The 16,805-nt window shown below is 62.6% G+C and carries 13 protein-coding genes; 4 read left to right on the forward strand and 9 right to left on the reverse strand.

Features of this window, described 5'->3' with window-relative positions; genetic code table 11:
* Positions 1 to 33: 33 nt before the first annotated feature.
* From AC4BBN_RS15320 to AC4BBN_RS15345, 6 genes are read right to left on the reverse strand one after another with little or no spacing between them, the layout of a single operon-like run.
* Complete coding sequence (locus tag AC4BBN_RS15320; protein WP_490592821.1) at positions 34 to 837, reverse strand: urease accessory protein UreF; 804 nt, start codon at positions 835 to 837, stop codon at positions 34 to 36.
* Positions 803 to 1,420: an urease accessory protein UreE gene (gene ureE, locus AC4BBN_RS15325; protein WP_490592822.1), complete on the reverse strand. Its 618-nt coding sequence runs from the start codon at positions 1,418 to 1,420 to the stop codon at positions 803 to 805. The genes AC4BBN_RS15320 and ureE overlap by 35 nt, the downstream gene beginning before the upstream one ends.
* Entirely contained in the window at positions 1,420 to 3,138 is a 1,719-nt protein-coding gene (ureC, locus tag AC4BBN_RS15330) for an urease subunit alpha (RefSeq protein WP_490592823.1), read from the reverse strand. The genes ureE and ureC overlap by 1 nt, the downstream gene beginning before the upstream one ends.
* Positions 3,138 to 3,443 (reverse strand): urease subunit beta, encoded by a 306-nt coding sequence (locus AC4BBN_RS15335; protein WP_490592824.1) that lies wholly within the window; start codon positions 3,441 to 3,443, stop codon positions 3,138 to 3,140. The genes ureC and AC4BBN_RS15335 overlap by 1 nt, the downstream gene beginning before the upstream one ends.
* Positions 3,444 to 3,455: 12 nt before the next feature.
* Positions 3,456 to 4,055, reverse strand: a complete 600-nt coding sequence (locus tag AC4BBN_RS15340; protein WP_490592825.1) for a HupE/UreJ family protein — start codon at positions 4,053 to 4,055, stop codon at positions 3,456 to 3,458.
* Positions 4,056 to 4,085: 30 nt separating this feature from the next.
* On the reverse strand, positions 4,086 to 4,388 hold the full coding sequence (locus tag AC4BBN_RS15345) for an urease subunit gamma (RefSeq protein WP_490592826.1): 303 nt from the start codon (positions 4,386 to 4,388) through the stop codon (positions 4,086 to 4,088).
* Between the two features lie 195 nt (positions 4,389 to 4,583).
* On the opposite strand from AC4BBN_RS15345, the gene AC4BBN_RS15350 reads away from it, so the two are divergent.
* Both AC4BBN_RS15350 and AC4BBN_RS15355 read left to right on the forward strand, forming a co-directional pair.
* On the forward strand, positions 4,584 to 8,207 hold the full coding sequence (locus AC4BBN_RS15350) for a hybrid sensor histidine kinase/response regulator (protein ID WP_490592827.1): 3,624 nt from the start codon (positions 4,584 to 4,586) through the stop codon (positions 8,205 to 8,207).
* Positions 8,197 to 9,231, forward strand: coding sequence for a response regulator (locus AC4BBN_RS15355; protein WP_490592828.1), 1,035 nt, complete (start codon positions 8,197 to 8,199; stop codon positions 9,229 to 9,231). Before AC4BBN_RS15350 ends, AC4BBN_RS15355 begins: the two co-directional genes overlap by 11 nt.
* A gap of 103 nt (positions 9,232 to 9,334) precedes the next feature.
* On the opposite strand, the gene AC4BBN_RS15360 is transcribed toward AC4BBN_RS15355, so the two are convergent.
* Both AC4BBN_RS15360 and AC4BBN_RS15365 read right to left on the reverse strand, forming a co-directional pair.
* Entirely contained in the window at positions 9,335 to 11,089 is a 1,755-nt protein-coding gene (locus tag AC4BBN_RS15360) for a methyl-accepting chemotaxis protein (protein WP_490592829.1), read from the reverse strand.
* A gap of 415 nt (positions 11,090 to 11,504) precedes the next feature.
* Positions 11,505 to 13,235: a methyl-accepting chemotaxis protein gene (locus AC4BBN_RS15365; protein WP_490592830.1), complete on the reverse strand. Its 1,731-nt coding sequence runs from the start codon at positions 13,233 to 13,235 to the stop codon at positions 11,505 to 11,507.
* A gap of 275 nt (positions 13,236 to 13,510) precedes the next feature.
* Between AC4BBN_RS15365 and AC4BBN_RS15370 the strand changes: the two genes are divergently transcribed.
* On the forward strand, positions 13,511 to 14,140 hold the full coding sequence (locus tag AC4BBN_RS15370) for a flavin reductase family protein (protein WP_490592831.1): 630 nt from the start codon (positions 13,511 to 13,513) through the stop codon (positions 14,138 to 14,140).
* 217 nt (positions 14,141 to 14,357) lie between these two features.
* On the opposite strand, the gene icd is transcribed toward AC4BBN_RS15370, so the two are convergent.
* On the reverse strand, positions 14,358 to 15,620 hold the full coding sequence (icd, locus tag AC4BBN_RS15375) for an NADP-dependent isocitrate dehydrogenase (protein WP_490592832.1): 1,263 nt from the start codon (positions 15,618 to 15,620) through the stop codon (positions 14,358 to 14,360).
* A 197-nt stretch (positions 15,621 to 15,817) separates the two neighbouring features.
* On the opposite strand from icd, the gene dusA reads away from it, so the two are divergent.
* Positions 15,818 to 16,792, forward strand: a complete 975-nt coding sequence (dusA, locus tag AC4BBN_RS15380) for a tRNA dihydrouridine(20/20a) synthase DusA (RefSeq protein WP_490592833.1) — start codon at positions 15,818 to 15,820, stop codon at positions 16,790 to 16,792.
* Positions 16,793 to 16,805 lie beyond the last annotated feature (13 nt).

The following is a 16,805-nucleotide window of genomic DNA, read 5'->3' on the forward strand; positions in this document are numbered from 1 at the left end:
AAATAAGAGCTGCTTGCGCAGGCAGAATAAGCGCTAGGACCTGAAAAGCCTTGAATATTGGACTTCGTGCTGGCTACTGAGAATGGCCAGCATGGGCGAGAACGCCTGGCGCTGGCTGTCTGGGAGCTGTATGGCCTGGTCCACGGCGGCGGGGATGTCGGCTGCCAGGCGCGCCAGTATGCGCTGGCCGGCGCTTTGGCCCAGGGGCACGGATTTGATGGCCGACTGGGTCATGTTCTCGGCCCAGCCGAAGGCGTAGGCCAGCAGGCAGTCGCGCAGCGGTGCCTGGGTGGCAGAGGCGGCCAGGGCGTAGGCGATGGGGTAGGTGGGCTGCATCTGGGCGCAGGCCGCAATTTGTTCGGGGCTGGCGGTGTTGTGGTTGCGCAGCCAGTCCAGCAGCGAGCGGCCCATTTGCTCGGCCTGGGCGCGGAATTCGCTGGTTTCGCGGGTTTGCAGCACCCATGCGTTCAGTTCAGCAACATCCTTGATGGCGCCGCGCCGCCAGGCGGGGATGGCCTTGGCGATGGCAGCCAGGTCGCCGCGTGCCATGCTGACATGCAACTGGTCAACCAGCCAGTCGGACGCTCTTGTTTCTGTAGCTACCCCCGCACGGTCTACCGCCGCCTCCAGTCCTTCTGAGTAAGAAAATCCCCCCACGGGCAGTGCCGGCGATGCTAGCCAGATCAGCTGCAGCAGGCTGGGCGTGGCCGATTCCTGCGTGCTCGCAACGCGGCTAATTGCTTTGGCGGAGTGGCGGCGTATCGAGGGAGTTAGTGGGCGGACTCTGCGCACGGTCATGGGCTTAGTGGGAATGGCCGTGCCCGTGGTCATGTCCATGGTCGTGGCCGCAGCCGGGGCCGTGCACATGCGGCGCGGCGGCGATGGGGATGTTCACCGGCTTACGCGTGGCGGGGGCGTGTTCATGGCTATGGCCATGTGCGTGGTCGTGACTATGGCTGTGACCGCCGGAAGCGTAGGCGCCGCCTTCCGGCTCGAAGGCCACGTTGGCTTCCACCACGTCCAGGTGCATGGCGCGCAGCATGTCGGCCAGCACGTGGTCGGGCTCGATCTTCAGGTGGTCGGGCTGCAGCTCAATCGGCACATGGCGGTTGCCCAAATGGTAGGCGGCGCGGGTCAGGTCGAAGGGGGAGCCGTGGCTGGTACAGGCGGTGATCACCAGTACGGCCTGCGGTGCGGCCAGGACTTGGACTAGAGAACCGTCTTCGGCCACCAGCACGTCACCGCCACGTACCAGGGTGCCGCGCGGCAAGAAGATGCCGAGCTGCCGACCCAGCGAGTCGGTGGCGTCGAAGCGGCTTTTTTGCCGCACGTCCCAGTCGAGCTCCACGGTACTGGCGCGTTTGAGCAGGGCAGGGGCCAGGCCCTTGCCTTGGGGGATGAGTTTGGAGGTTTGGAGCATTAAAACAAGAAGTAACGTTGTGCCATGGGCAAGCTTACTGCGGCTTCGCAGGTTAGCAGTTGGCCGTCGGCACGCACGCTGTAAGTTTGGGCGTCGATTTCCATCTTCGGCAGATAGCTGTTGTGCACCATGTGCTGCTTGCGCACGCCACGGATGTTCTTCACTGCGCTCAGGGTCTTTTTCAGGCCAAAGCTGTCCTGGATGCCGGCGTTCAAACCCGCTTGCGAGACGAAGGTGAGCGAGCCGCGCGCTAGCGCGCTGCCGAATGCGCCAAACATGGGGCGGTAATGCACCGGCTGGGGCGTGGGAATGCTGGCGTTCGGGTCGCCCATGGCGGCCATGGCGATGAAGCCACCTTTGAGAATGAGTGCGGGCTTCACGCCGAAGAAGGCCGGCTTCCACACCACCAGGTCGGCCCATTTGCCGACCTCGATGCTGCCCACTTCGTGGCTGATACCGTGGGCAATCGCCGGGTTGATGGTGTACTTGGCCACATAGCGCTTAGCGCGGAAGTTGTCGTTGCGGCTGTTGTCCTCGGGAAGGCTTCCGCGCTGCTGCTTCATCTTGTGCGCCGTTTGCCAGGTGCGCAGAATGACTTCACCGACCCGGCCCATGGCCTGGCTGTCGCTGCTCATCATGCTGATGGCGCCCAGGTCGTGCAGCACGTCTTCGGCAGCAATGGTTTCCTTGCGGATGCGGCTTTCGGCAAAGGCCAGGTCTTCGGGGATGCTGGCATCCAGGTGGTGGCAGACCATCAGCATGTCCACGTGCTCGTCCAGCGTGTTCACGGTGTAGGGCATGGTGGGATTGGTGCTGCTGGGCAAAAAGTTCGCCTCGCCCACTACCCGCAAAATATCGGGTGCGTGGCCGCCGCCTGCGCCTTCGGTGTGGAAGGCGCACAGGCCACGGCCCTTGGTCGCGGCAATGGTGTTTTCGACGAATCCACTTTCGTTCAGCGTGTCGGAGTGGATGGCCACCTGGGTGTCGGTGGCATCCGCCACGTCCAGGCAGTTGCTGATGGCGGCAGGCGTGGTGCCCCAGTCTTCGTGCAGCTTCAGGCCGATGACACCGGCGTTGATCTGCTCGTGCAACGCGTTGGGCAGGCTGGCATTGCCCTTGCCCAGAAAGCCCAGATTCATGGGGAAGGCGTCCGCCGCCTGCAGCATGCGTTCAATGTTCCAGGGGCCGGGTGTGCAGGTGGTGGCAAAGGTGCCGGTGGCCGGGCCGGTGCCGCCGCCCATCATGGTGGTGACGCCGCTGGCCAGGGCTTCTTCGATCTGCTGCGGGCAGATGAAGTGGATGTGGCTGTCGATGCCGCCGGCGGTGACGATATTGCCTTCGCAGCTGATGACTTCGGTGCCAGGGCCGATGATGATGTCCACGCCGGGTTGCACATCCGGGTTGCCGGCTTTGCCGATGGCCACGATGCGCCCGCCCTTGAGGCCGATGTCTGCCTTGACGATGCCCCAGTGGTCCAGGATCAGCGCGTTGGTCATTACGCAGTCCACGGCACCTTCGCTGTTCATGCGCTGGCTTTGCGCCATGCCGTCGCGGATGGTCTTGCCGCCGCCGAACTTCACTTCCTCACCATAGGCGCCGGCGCCCAGGGTGTAGTCTTTCTCGACCTCGATCAGCAGGTCGGTGTCGGCCAGGCGCACCCGGTCGCCGGTGGTGGGGCCAAAAATCTCGGCGTAAGCGCGTTTACCTATCGTTGCCATCAGAGTTTTCCTTGCGTCAGGCCGCGAAAGCCATACACCGTGCGGTCGCCCGCAAAATCCACCAGTTCCACCGTGCGTTGTTGGCCGGGCTCGAAGCGCACTGCGCTGCCGGAGGCGATGTTCAGCCGCATGCCCTGGGCGGCGGCGCGGTCAAAGCCCAAAGCGCCATTGGTTTCGGCAAAGTGGTAGTGCGAGCCGACCTGGATGGGCCGGTCGGCCGTGTTGCTGACCACCAGGGTCACGCTGCGGCGCCCGGTGTTCAGGGCGTGCTCGCCCGCGTCGATGAGGAGTTCACCTGGAGTCATGGGTTGTGCCTCTTAAACCAGTTGCAGCAGAAATGCACCGCCCAGCAGCGTGACCAGGCCGCCGATGGCACGCGGCCACCAGTTGCTGTGTGCGCGCATGGCCAGGCCCAGGCCCACGCCTGCCAGGTGCAGGCCGGCGGTCGCCACCAGCATGCCGACCAGCGGCAACCAGCCGTTGTCGCCACCGGCCAACTCTGTGCCGTGCGCCACGCCGTGGAACACAGCGAATGCGCCGACCACGCTAGCGGCCAGCACGCCGGGCAGCTTGGTTTGGGTCGCCACCAGCAGGCCAAGCACCAGCAAGGACGCGGCGATCATGGGCTCCACGGCGGGCAGTGCCAGGCCACCCAGACCCAGCAGCGCGCCCACCATCAGCATGCCGGCGAAGGCGATGGGTGCCAGCCAGACGCGGCGCGCCGAGGTCGCGCTGAGGGCGCTCCACAGGCCCACGGCGACCATGGCGGCCAAGTGGTCCATGCCGGTCAGCGGGTGCACCAGCCCGTCCAGGAATGAATGGTGGACTCCGGCATCTGTACCTAAATGGGCGCTGGCGCCCGTAGATACTGCGGCAGAAGCTATCAAAACAATAGTGCGTAGGGAGGGCGTGCGCATGGTGTGGGCGTCCGGTGGGTTAAACGGTGGTTAAACAATGGGTTGGTGCACTGTGACGAGCTTGGTGCCGTCGGGGAAGGTGGCCTCGACCTGGATGTCGGGGATCATCTCGGCGATGCCGTCCATCACGTCGGCGCGGCTCAGCACGGTACGGCCCTCGCTCATCAGCTGGGCTACGCTTTTGCCGTCGCGCGCACCTTCCATCACGGCGGCACTGATGAAGGCAATGGCTTCGGGGTAGTTCAGCTTCAGGCCGCGCGCCTTGCGCCGCTCGGCCAGCAGGGCGGCGGTGAAGATCAGCAGCTTGTCTTTTTCACGGGGTGTCAGTTCCATTTCGTTTCACTCAAGTATTGGCTCGTGCGGCCGCCATAGGCTGGCCGAACACGGGGCGTTGGTTCTGAAGGGGCTCGGTGTGCGAAAGTTGCTTCGGATTATTAGGCAAGTATCTAGCAATCCCTGTGCCCTGGCGTACGCCATTGGGCGCATTGCGGGCCGCGCGCATGGCCTGAAAGCTGCGTGGGTCCACCGGTGCAAGAAGCTGAACACCTCCCCGAACATACGCCCTGGAACGACGCGCCACAGCATGTGGTGAAGGTCCGGCGCGACTACAACAGCTGGGTGGCACGCGAGACGCTGGAAGATTACGCCCTGCGCTTTGCCCCGCAGCGCTTTCGCAAATGGTCCGAATGGCGGGTGGCCAACACCGCGTTCGGTGCGGCATCCTTCCTGATTCTGGAGGCGGTGGGCGCCACGCTGCTGGTGCAGTACGGCTTTGTGAATGCCTTCTGGGCCATCCTGGCCACGGGGCTGATCATCTTCATGGCGGGCCTGCCCATCAGCATTTACGCGGCGCGTTTTGGGGTGGATATGGACCTGCTGACGCGGGGGGCGGGCTTTGGCTATATCGGCTCCACGCTGACCTCGCTGATCTACGCGTCGTTTACCTTCATCTTCTTTGCGCTGGAGGCGGCCGTCATGGCCTATGCGCTGGAGCTGGCCTTGGGCATTCCGCCGCGCTGGGGCTACCTGGTGTGCGCGCTGGTGGTAATACCGCTGGTGACGCACGGGGTGTCTGCCATCAGCCGGTTGCAGGTGTGGACGCAGCCGCTGTGGCTGGCGCTGCTGGTGGTGCCGTTTGCCTATGTGTGGATGCGCGAGCCGGGCGTTTTTGGTGCGGTTGCGCACTATGCTGGTGTTTCCGGCCAGGGTGAGGGGTTTAATTTGCTCTCATTTGGTGCATCTCTCACCGTGGGCATTGCCCTGATCACCCAAATGGGGGAGCAGGCCGACTATCTGCGCTTCATGCCGGCGCAGACCGCCGCCAACCGGGGGCGCTGGTGGCTGGGCGTGCTGGCCGGCGGACCGGGCTGGGTGCTGCTGGGCATGGTGAAGATGCTGGGCGGAGCGCTGCTGGCCTATTTGGCCATCACCCATATGGTGCCGCCCGAGCGCGCGGTGGACCCGAACCAGATGTACCTGGCGGCCTACGAATATGTGTTCCCGCAATACGGCTGGGCGGTGGCGGTGACGGCGGCCTTTGTGGTGCTGTCGCAGCTGAAGATCAATGTCACCAACGCCTATGCAGGCTCGCTGGCCTGGTCCAACTTTTTCTCGCGCATCACGCACAGCCACCCTGGCCGGGTGGTGTGGGTGGTGTTCAACACGCTGATCGCCTTCATGCTGATGGAGATGAATGTGTTCGAGGCCTTGGGCGACGTGCTGGGCCTGTACTCCAACCTGGCGATTGCCTGGATGATGACGGTGGTGGCCGACCTGGTCATCAACAAGCCGCTGGGCCTGTCGCCCCCGGGCATTGAGTTCAAGCGCGCTTATCTGTACGACATCAACCCTGTCGGTGTGGGTTCCATGGCCTTGGCGTCCATGCTGTCTATGGTGGCGTATATGGGGCTGCTGGGGCCGCTGGCGCATGCGTTTTCGGCGCTGATCGCACTGGGCACGGCCCTGGTGGCTTCGCCCATACTGGCCTGGTGGACCAAGGGCCGCTACTACATTGCGCGCGGCCCGCAGTCGGACTGGAAGAGCGTTGTTGCAGGCCCCGAGGAATTCGGCAGTTACCAGCGCCTGAAGGTGCAGCGCTGCGTGATCTGCGAGCGTGAATACGAGTCGCCCGACATGGCCCATTGCCCGGCCTACCAGGGCAGTATCTGCTCGCTGTGCTGCACGCTGGATGCGCGCTGTGGCGATTTGTGCAAACCCCAGGCCAGCCTGTCGGTGCAGTGGGCGGCGGCCTTGCGCTGGCTGCTGCCGCAGCGCATATGGCCTTACCTGGACACCGGCCTGGCGCACTTCATCTTGCTGATGCTGGTGGTGGTGCCGGTGCTGGCCACCTTGTTTGGTTTGCTATATTTTCAAGAGCTGCGCGCGCTGGTAGATACTGCGCTGGAGGCTGATTTTGACCCTAGCCAGGCGCTGCGCTCCGGCTTCGTCAAAGCCTATATGGCGCTGATCGTCACAGCCGGCATTGTGGCCTGGTGGCTGGTGCTGGCGCACAAAAGCCGCCAGGTGGCGCAAGAGGAATCGAACCGGCAAACGCACCTGCTCCAGCGTGAAATCGCCCTGCACCAGCAGACCGACCGGGCCTTGCAAGAGGCCAAGCTGGTGGCCGAGCAGGCCCGCCAGATCGCCGAGCAAGCCAAGCGTGCGGCCGACCAGGCCAACCAGGCCAAGAGCCGCTACATCAGCGCCATCAGCCACGAGCTGCGCACCCCGCTGAACAGCATCCTGGGCTACGCGCAGTTGATGGGCGAAGACGCCAGCGTGCCGCCGCACCGGCAGCAGGCGGTCAGCGTCATCCGGCGCGGCGGCGAGCATTTGCTGTCGCTGATCGAAGGCACGCTGGACATTGCGCGCATCGAGTCCGGCAAGCTGACCCTGACCACCAAGCCCATGCCGTTCGCCGACCTGCTGCACGAGATGGGCGATATGTTCGAGCCCCAGGCGCGCGCCAAGGGTCTGGCCTTCCACTTCGACCCGCAAGGCGTGCTGCCCGAGCAGGTGCGCGCCGATGAAAAGCGGCTGCGCCAGATCCTCATCAACCTGCTGGGCAATGCCATCAAGTTCACCGCCAGCGGCCATGTGCGCCTGCGTGTGCGCTATGCGCTGGAGATGGCGGTGATCGACATCGAAGACACCGGCCCGGGCCTGAGTGCCGACGAGCTGGAGCGCATCTTCGAGCCGTTTGCGCGTGGCACCTCGTCGGCCCCTGCCCACCCGGGCGCGCCCGGCGCCGGCCTGGGGCTGACCATCGCCAAGATGCTGACCGACCTGATGGGCGGCGAGATGACCGTCACCAGCACGCCGGGGCAGGGCGCGGTGTTCCGCGTCAAGCTGTTTCTGCCCGAGATACGCGGTGGTGACGCCAAAGCCCTGCCGCCCGCCGCGCCGCGGGTGCGCCGCGCCTACCTGGGGCCGCGCCGCAAGCTGCTGGTAGTGGACAACGAGGAACCTGACCGCGAGCTGCTGGTGCAGCTGCTGCAGCCCCTGGGCTTCGAGGTGCGTACCGCCGCCAGCGGCCACGACGCGCTGGACCTGCTGGCCGCAGGCTACGCCCCGGATGCGGTGCTGATGGACCTGGCCATGCCCGGTATCGACGGCTGGGAAACCATACGCAGAATACGTACCCCCACGCTCGTCACTGATGTGTACTCGCTGCCCCCCGAGGGGGCTGTCCCGCCTTGGGGCGGCCTGGCGGCGGGACGCGTGGACGGTCATGCCGCGATCCACATTGCCGTGGTATCTGCCAACGCCTTCGACAAGGGGCTGGACAACGACGTGGGTATCCGGGGCGAAGACTTCATCACCAAGCCGGTTCGCCACAGTGAGCTGCTGGACTGGCTGGAGCGCCGCCTGGGCCTGCAGTGGACAGACGCAGCCGCCGTAACAGCTGCACCCGCCGCGCCCCAGCCGCCACCCGCCCGTGTCTGGCCCGATGCAGCCAGCCTGCAGGCTTTGCGCGAGGTGGCCGAACTCGGCTTCTACCGGGGTATCCTCAACCAACTGGCGGCGCTGGACGCCGCCCAGCCAGCATGCCGGGGCCTGGTGCAGGAAGTGCGCGCCCTGGCCCAACAATTCCAGTTTGAAGCCATAGGCCAGTTGCTGGCCCAGGCCCCTGATGTCGCCCATGTCCGCTAAGCCTGTGATTTCCGCCCCCCTTGGCTCAACTTTGGACCGCCGCAACAGCGACCTGGTGCTGATCGTGGACGACGTGCCCGACAACCTGGCCGTGCTGCACGACGCGCTGGACGAGTCCGGCTACACCGTGCTGGTGGCTACGCGGGGCGAGGCCGCCTTGCAGCGCGCCGCCCAGGCCCTGCCCGACATCGTGCTGCTGGACGCCATGATGCCCGGCATGGACGGCTTCGAGGTGGCGCGCCGGCTGAAGGCCAACCCGGCCACGGCCCACATTCCCATCATCTTCATGACCGGCCTGACCGAGACCGAGCACCTGGTGGCCGCGCTGGACGCGGGTGGGGTGGACTACGTCACCAAGCCCATCAAACCCAAGGAAGTGCTGGCCCGCATGAATGTGCATCTGCAAGGTGCCCGCCAGGCCCGCCAGCAGGTGCACCAGGCCGGCCAGGCCCGCAATGCGCTGGACGCTTTTGGCTACGCCAGCATCACCGTGCGCGCCAGCGACGGCAAGCTGATGTGGCAGACCGCGCTAGCCCGCGACCTGCTGCTGGACTACTTTGGCACCAGCGCGCCCCCTTTTCACCATTTCGCCCCCCAGCCGGTGGTGGACTGGCTGCAGCAGCAACTACCTGAACTTGGGAAGCTGGCCCAGCAGCAGATCGAGCCACCGCGCCTGAGCGTTGAAAAAGGCGCGCGCCGCCTCAGCTTTCGCCTGCACCAGCAAACCGGCGACAGCGAGGGCGGCGGCGATTGGCTGATCGTGATGCGCGAGGTGTCTGACGCCGCCGTGATCGAAGCCATGAGCCTGAGCTTCAAGCTCACTGGCCGCGAGGCCGAGGTGCTGTACTGGGTGGTCAAGGGCAAGACCAACCGCGACATCGGCGAGATCCTGGGCAGCAGCCCGGCCACGGTGAAGAAGCACCTGGAGCGGGTCTACGTGAAGATGGGGGTCGAGACGCGCACCGCCGCCGCCGGCATGGCCATGACCAAGATACGCCAGCTGCACCCGCAGTTTGAGGGCTAGGTTTTCAAGCGTTATTGGCATCTAGCGCATATAGATAATGCGCTAGATGCTATTAAAAATGTAGCTCTATGTGGCTTTTACGGCGGATTGGCTTTGAAGGCCGTTAGAAACTAGCCCATTCGTCGTCACCGCCTGCTGGGCTGGTGTTGGCAGCAGCCGTGTTGAGTCGGGGTGTCGGGGCCTTGGCTTTTTTGAGCACGGGCCGTAAGACGCTCCGCGCATCTTTTACCTTCGGCAGCACTTTGTGAACCTGGTGGTTTGCATGGACAGGCGCGCTAGGCGCAAAGGCTGTTGCGCTTCCATCAATTTTGAAAATCGCCACGGCGTGCAGCAGCTCATCTGCTTGCTTACTCAGGCTGCTGGCGGCTGCCGTGCTTTGTTCCACCAGCGCCGCGTTTTGCTGCGTAGTTTGGTCCATTTGGGTGACGGCTTCGCCCACTTGGGCTACGCCCAGAGCTTGCTCGTTGCTGGCGGCGCTGACTTCGCCAATGATGTCGGCCACACGGCGGATCGCAGACACCACTTCCGTCATGGTGCTACCCGCCTTGGCCACCAGCGTCGTGCCTTGGTCTACTTGGCTTACGCTGTTGTCGATCAACGCCTTGATTTCTTTGGCCGCAGTGGCGCTGCGTTGGGCCAGGCTGCGCACCTCGCTGGCGACCACGGCAAAGCCACGGCCTTGCTCGCCTGCGCGGGCGGCTTCCACTGCGGCGTTCAGCGCCAAGATATTGGTCTGGAAAGCAATGCCGTCGATCACGCTGATGATGTCCGCAATCTTCTTCGAGCTGTCGTTGATGCCCTTCATGGTGTCTACCACCTGGCTCACCACATCGCCGCCTTCCATTGCGACGGTAGATGCATTCACCGCGAGCTGGTTGGCCTGGCGCGCGTTGTCTGCGTTGTGCTTCACGGTGCTGGACAACTCTTCCATCGAGGCGGCTGTCTCTTCTAAGGCACTGGCTTGTTGCTCAGTGCGGCTGGACAGGTCGCTATTGCCTTGGGCGATCTCGGCACTGGCGGTGGCCACGCTGTCGGAACCCTGCCGAACAGTGGACACCACTCTGGTCAGGCCCTCCTGCATGCCCTGGAGGGCCTGCAGCAATTTGCCGGTTTCGTTCTGTGTGTTGGACTCGATGCGTACGCTCAGGTCGCCTGCGGCCACGCGCTCAATCGCATTGACGGCTACAGCCAGCGGCTGGGTAATGGCACGTATCAGCCAGGCGCCAATGGCCAGCGCCAACGCTACGCCACCAATGCTGCAGGCCAGCAGCACCATGCGGGCATTGGCGTAGTCGGCATCGGCCATCACAACACTCTCTGCGCCGCTCTTGGTGCTAAATACCTGGTACTTGTTTGTCGCTGCAATCAAGGCGGCTAGCAGGGGGCGGCAGTCCTTGTTCATCTTGGCGGTGGCGGCTTCTTTGTCTCCTGCCAGGGCGAGCTTCACGATGTCCAGCGCCACAGGGCCGTACAGCGCTTCTACCCTGTTGATTTCTTCAATCAGGCCGCGCTCTTCTGCAGTGGCATTGACGTCTGCTTTGAGCGTGTCGTTCAGCTTGCGCAGTGATTCTTGCGTGTCCTGGTGCGCCTGCAATACGGCGCTCTTTTCGGTGGCCATGTCTTCCGGCGAGGTCACCAGCACCAGGTTACGGGCTGCAATTGCGCGCCGGTTCACCGAACCCGCAATGGCGCTAGCTAAATTCTGTTGCGCGATGATGACTTGGTTGTATTCGGTAAGGTTGTCGCCGATGCGGCCCAATGCGCGTAAACCGATCAGGCACACGGCCAACACCAGCAGGGCCATCAGGCCAAACGCAATACCTAGAAGCCCTTTGAACGTGAATTTGTTTAAGCTCATTTGAATGACTCCTTTTTTCAATACAAACTAGGCGGTGTGGCCGTTAAGGAAATATTTGCGCTTAAATTTAAAGCCTAGTTTCACGCAATTCGCTAGGTAGCTGTTTGGTATTTTTTCGGGTGAATCAACGCTTGACGGAAACTTCCCCATTTTTGGGTAAGAAATGGTGGACTCACACTGTGCCGTAAGTTGCATAAGTTGGTGTTCTGAGATGGGGGACCATTTTGGGCAGTAGTAGAGCAAGCCGTTCTCCGCATGAATGTGATTGGTTGAAGGACGCTATAGATTGCATCGTTCCATCTGGGGTGGCCTATTAATTCGGTGCTAATAAGGCACCGCTGGCGCATATAGATATTGCGCTAGATGCTATTAAATACGTAGCTATTTGCGTCATGTTCAGTTTTGAGCAGCTGTTTTAGAAACTAGCCCAGTCGTCGTTGCCCGTGTTGGCGACTGCTGTGCTGACGCGTTTGGTTTTTGGGGCCGTAGACTTGGCGCGGTTAACCGCGGGTAGCACCACATTGGGGGCCCGGTTTGGCGTACCGTTTTCTGCGTGTTGCAGTTTGCGCGCTGGCAGGGGTGCAGCGTAGACGACCTTGGTTGCGTTGCCGTTGATCGTGAAGACGGCCACGGACTGCAGCAGGTCTTCGGCCTGCTTGCTCAGGCTGTCTGCCGCTGCTGCGCTTTCTTCCACCAAAGCAGCGTTCTGTTGGGTCACTTGGTCCATCTGGGCGACTGCCTCGTTGACCTGCGTCACGCCCAGGCTTTGTTCGTTGCTGGCGGCGCTGACTTCGCCAATGATGTCGGCTACACGGCGGATCGCAGACACCACCTCGGTCATGGTGTCGCCAGCCTTGGCCACCAAGCTGGTGCCCTGGTCTACCTGGCTCACGCTGTTGGCGATCAGCACCTTGATTTCCTTGGCGGCGGCGGCGCTACGCTGCGCCAGGCTGCGCACTTCGCTGGCGACCACGGCAAACCCACGGCCTTGCTCGCCGGCACGGGCTGCCTCCACGGCTGCATTCAGCGCCAGGATGTTGGTTTGGAACGCGATGCCGTCAATCACGCTGATGATGTCGGCAATCTTTTTCGAGCTGTCGTTGATGCCCTTCATGGTGTTCACCACCTGGCCCACCACTTCGCCACCGTGGACGGCCACCGTCGAAGCGCTCACCGCCAGTTGGTTGGCTTGGCGCGCGTTGTCTGCGTTGTGTTTCACGGTGCTGGACAGCTCCTCCATCGAGGCGGCGGTTTCTTCCAGGGCGCTGGCCTGTTGTTCGGTGCGGCTGGACAGATCGTTGTTGCCCTGGGCGATTTCGCTGCTGGCAGTCACCACTTGGTGGGCGCTTTGACGAACCCCTTCCACAATGCTGGACAACTGGGTTTGCATCTCCGCCATGGCCTGGAACAGTTGCGCGGTTTCGTTGTGGCCGCTGGTGTCGATTTGCATACTCAGGTCGCCTGCCGCGACGGCGCGGGCCACATCTACTGCACGGGCGATAGGGCGTGTAGTGCTGCGGGTGATCCAGGTGCCGATGATGGCGGCAACTAAGAGTGCGAACGACACCAGTCCTACGATGACGGTTTTTGAGGTTTGCAGGGTGTTGTTCACCGATTCGCTTGCCTTGGCCATCAGCTTTTCCTGAAAGGAAGAGAAGGCTGCTACTTCGGCTTGGTAGGTGCGCTGTGCGGGGGCCAGGTCTGCATACAAGGCAGCGGCACCGGCGGCTTTATCGCCTGCCTTGGCTAGGCCGACGACCTTGTCGCGCATCTTGGCATAGGCGGCACGCGCGGCCTGGGCTTTGGCCAGCATGTCCTTGCCTTCCGGCGATACGACAGTTTGCTCCAAAGCCTGGAAGTCGGCGTTGATGGACTTTGAGTTGGCCGCTAGCTCGCTGAGCAAAGCGGACTTCTTGGCCTCGTCATCTTGCAGCAGCAGATCGCGGATTGCGCTCATATTGCGTGCGTTGGTTTCAGCGATGCTTGTCAGGTGGGATACCTTGACGTAGCGGTCTTGCACGACGGACGAGAATTCTTCGCCCAGAACGTTGAGCTTGGCGAAGGCAATGGCGCCCAGCAGGGCCATCAGGGTGCCCATGACCGCAAAGCCCAGTACCAGGCGTGTCGAAATTTTGAGGTGGTTCATCGTGTGCTGTGGTTTTGAATTTAATTTTTATCAAAAAAATCAAATTTTCTTAATTTGTTTATCAATTTTATCTTTGGTGCCGAATTTATCAAGGTATTTAATGCAATTGGAAGCTGCTTCGTGACATTCTTGGCGTGAAGGTGTCCGAATGGTGTCTGCGTTAACGGATACGCCCCTGCGTTGGTCCGCTTTGCTGGGCATGCGTATTGCTGTGTGAACAGGTTCTCAGGGCCAGCGCTGGCTGGCGTGCTTCGTTTTCTATTCCTACTGCCACCATGAACATCAACTTTGCCCATTTGACCGAACACCAGCGCTACAAGATGATGGCCAGCTTGATCGTGCCCCGCCCGATCGCCCTGGTGACCACCCTGGGGCCCACTGGCGTGGTGAATGCAGCACCCTTCAGCATGTTCAACATGATGGGAGAGGAGCCGCCCATCGTCATGCTCAGCATCAACCGCCTGCAAGACGGGTACTTAAAGGACACCGCCGCCAATATCCAGCGCAGCCAAGAGTTTGTGGTGCATATGTGCGATGAAGACCTGGCCGAGCAAATGCACCGCTGCGGCGAGCGCCTGCCACCCCATGAGAGCGAGCTGGACGCCGTGGGGCTGACGGCAGTGCCGTCCTGTGCCGTAGCGCCACCGCGCATCGCCGAGGCGCCCGTGGCGTTTGAATGCACGCTATGGGAAACGCTGGAGACCGACAGTCGCCAGATCTTCATCGGCCAGGTGCGCTGGATGCATGCGCGTGATGAGCTGATCGATACCGAGACCTGGCGTGTGCGCCTGCAGCACTACCACCCGGTGGGCCGCTTTGGCGCCAGCTTCTATGTGAAGACGAATGAGCGCTACGCCCTGGAGGCACAGGCCCAGTCGCGCTCTACCTCGATAGACGAGATGTAGCCGCTGCGTGAGGATGAGTGCGCATACGCTCCCATTTTGTGAAGCACAAAGTTAGGGCGACGCTGAACAAGGCCCTCGCGGTCTGCGCATCCCTGGCCTCGGGCGTTCTGCGGCGTTGCAAATCCTCGCCAAAGCCCAAGCTATGTCTGCGGTTTGCGCCTTGCATCTCATCCCGAGCCAGGGCGCGCAGCCTCGCGAGGACTTACTCAGCGTCGCCTTAGAGCTGCTCCATTTGCTCGATCATCACGTCGCCAAAGCCTGAGCAGCTGACCTGGATCGCGTCGGCCATCATGCGCGCGAAGTCGTAGGTGACCTTTTTGCTGGCGATGGCGGCTTTCATGGACGCGATGATCAGGTCGGCAGCCTCCAGCCAGCCCATGTGGCGCAGCATCATTTCTGCGGACAGGATGACGGAGCCAGGGTTCACATAGTCCTTGCCAGCGTACTTGGGCGCCGTGCCGTGGGTGGCCTCGAAGCAGGCCACCGAGTCGGACAGGTTGCCGCCGGGTGCAATGCCGATGCCGCCCACCTGGGCCGCCAGCGCGTCGGACACATAGTCGCCGTTCAGGTTCAGCGTGGCGATCACGCTGTACTCGGCCGGGCGCAGCAGGATTTGCTGCAGGAAGGCGTCGGTGATCACATCCTTGACGATGATCTGCTTGCCATTCTTGGGGTTCTGGAAGCGCATCCAGGGGCCGCCGTCGATCTGCTCGGCACCGAATTCCTTTTGCGCCAGGCTGTAGGCCCAGTCTCGGAATGCACCTTCGGTGTACTTCATGATGTTGCCCTTGTGCACGATGGTCACATTGGGCTTGTCGTTGTCTATGGCGTACTGCAGGGCCTTGCGCACCAGGCGCTCCGTGCCTTCGCGCGACACGGGCTTGATGCCGATGCCTGAGGTGTGGGGGAAGCGGATCTTCTTCACGCCCATTTCATCCTGCAGGAATTGGATCAGCTTCTTGGCCTTGTCGGACTCGGCTTCGAACTCGATGCCGGCGTAGATGTCCTCGGAGTTCTCGCGGAAGATCGCCATATTGATCTTCTCAGGCGCCTTGACGGGGGAGGGCACGCCATCAAAGTACTGCACCGGGCGCAGGCAGACGTACAGGTCCAGCTCCTGGCGCAGGGCCACGTTCAGCGAGCGTATGCCACGGCCCACCGGCGTGGTCAGCGGCCCCTTGATCGACACCAGGTATTCGCGTATGACGTCCAGGGTTTCCTGGGGCAACCATTGGTCCGGGCCGTAAATGGTGGTGGATTTTTCACCCGCATAGATTTCCATCCAATGGATCTTGCGTTTGCCGCCATAGGCTTTGGCTACAGCCGCATCCACCACTTTCAGCATCACCGGGGTAATGTCCTGGCCCGTGCCATCGCCTTCAATGTAGGGAATGATGGGGTTCGACGGCACATGGAGTGTGGCGTCTGCGTTGACTGTGATTTTCTGGCCTTCAGCAGGTACGGTGATGTGCTGGTACATGGGGGGTAAAAACTCCGGAGGATTAGGAATCGGGGGCTTCATGCTCCTGCAGGCAGCACTTGCCGGGGGACCGCTCATAAAGTTTAACTTTAAACCTCTGCCGCATCGGCATGGATGGCTTCTGCGGCGCGTCGCTGATCGACATAGGGAAAAGCAGGACAATCACGGGTTAGCCTATTTCCCAAGCCCTGCATTCCATGACGTCCCCTGCCTACAGTCCCTGGCGCCTGTCCGTTGCGCCCATGATGGACTGGACTGACGCGCATTGCCGCTATCTCCACCGTCTGATTTCCCGCCACACATTGCTCTATACCGAGATGGTGACCACCGGCGCCTTGCTGCATGGTGATGTGCCCCGGCACCTGCGCTTCAATACCGAGGAGCACCCGGTGGCATTGCAGCTGGGGGGCAGCGAGCCGGCCGACCTGGCCCGCTGTGCGGTGCTGGGCCAGGAGTGGGGATACGACGAGATCAATATCAACTGCGGCTGCCCCAGCGAGCGGGTACAGCGCGGTGCCTTTGGCGCCTGCCTGATGAACGAGGCGCCGCTGGTGGCCGACTGCGTGAAAGCCATGGTGGATGTGGTGGACGTGCCTGTTACGGTGAAGCACCGCATCGGTATCGACAAGACCGAGAGCTATGAGTTCGTGCGCGACTTCGTCGGCACCGTGGCCGAGGCTGGCTGCAGCACCTTCATCGTCCACGCGCGCAATGCCTGGCTCAAGGGCCTGAGCCCCAAGGAAAACCGTGAGATCCCCCCGCTGCGCTACGAGCTGGTGCACCGCCTTAAGCGCGACTTTCCGGCGCTGACGATTGCCATTAACGGCGGCATCACCACCCAGCAGCAGATTGCCGAGCAACTGGACCTGCTGGACGGCGTGATGGTGGGCCGCGAGGCTTACCACAACCCCTGGTCCATGGCGGGCTGGGACCAGGCTTTTTACGGCGCGGCGCCCAGCGAGGCTACGCGCGAATCCGTGGAAGAGCAAATGGTGGTCTATATGGAGCGCCTGGCCGCAGAGCAAGGCCTGGGCTGGTATGGCATTGCCCGCCACATGCTGGGCCTGCGCCACGGCTTGCCCGGTGCGCGCCGCTGGCGCCAGGTGTGGAGCGACCACCGCTTGAAAACCACGCCGCCGCGCGAGGTGATGGCCCTGGCCCATGCCCACTGACGCGCGCAGGACG

This window comes from Rhodoferax sp. SPJ21, assembly GCF_058216335.1.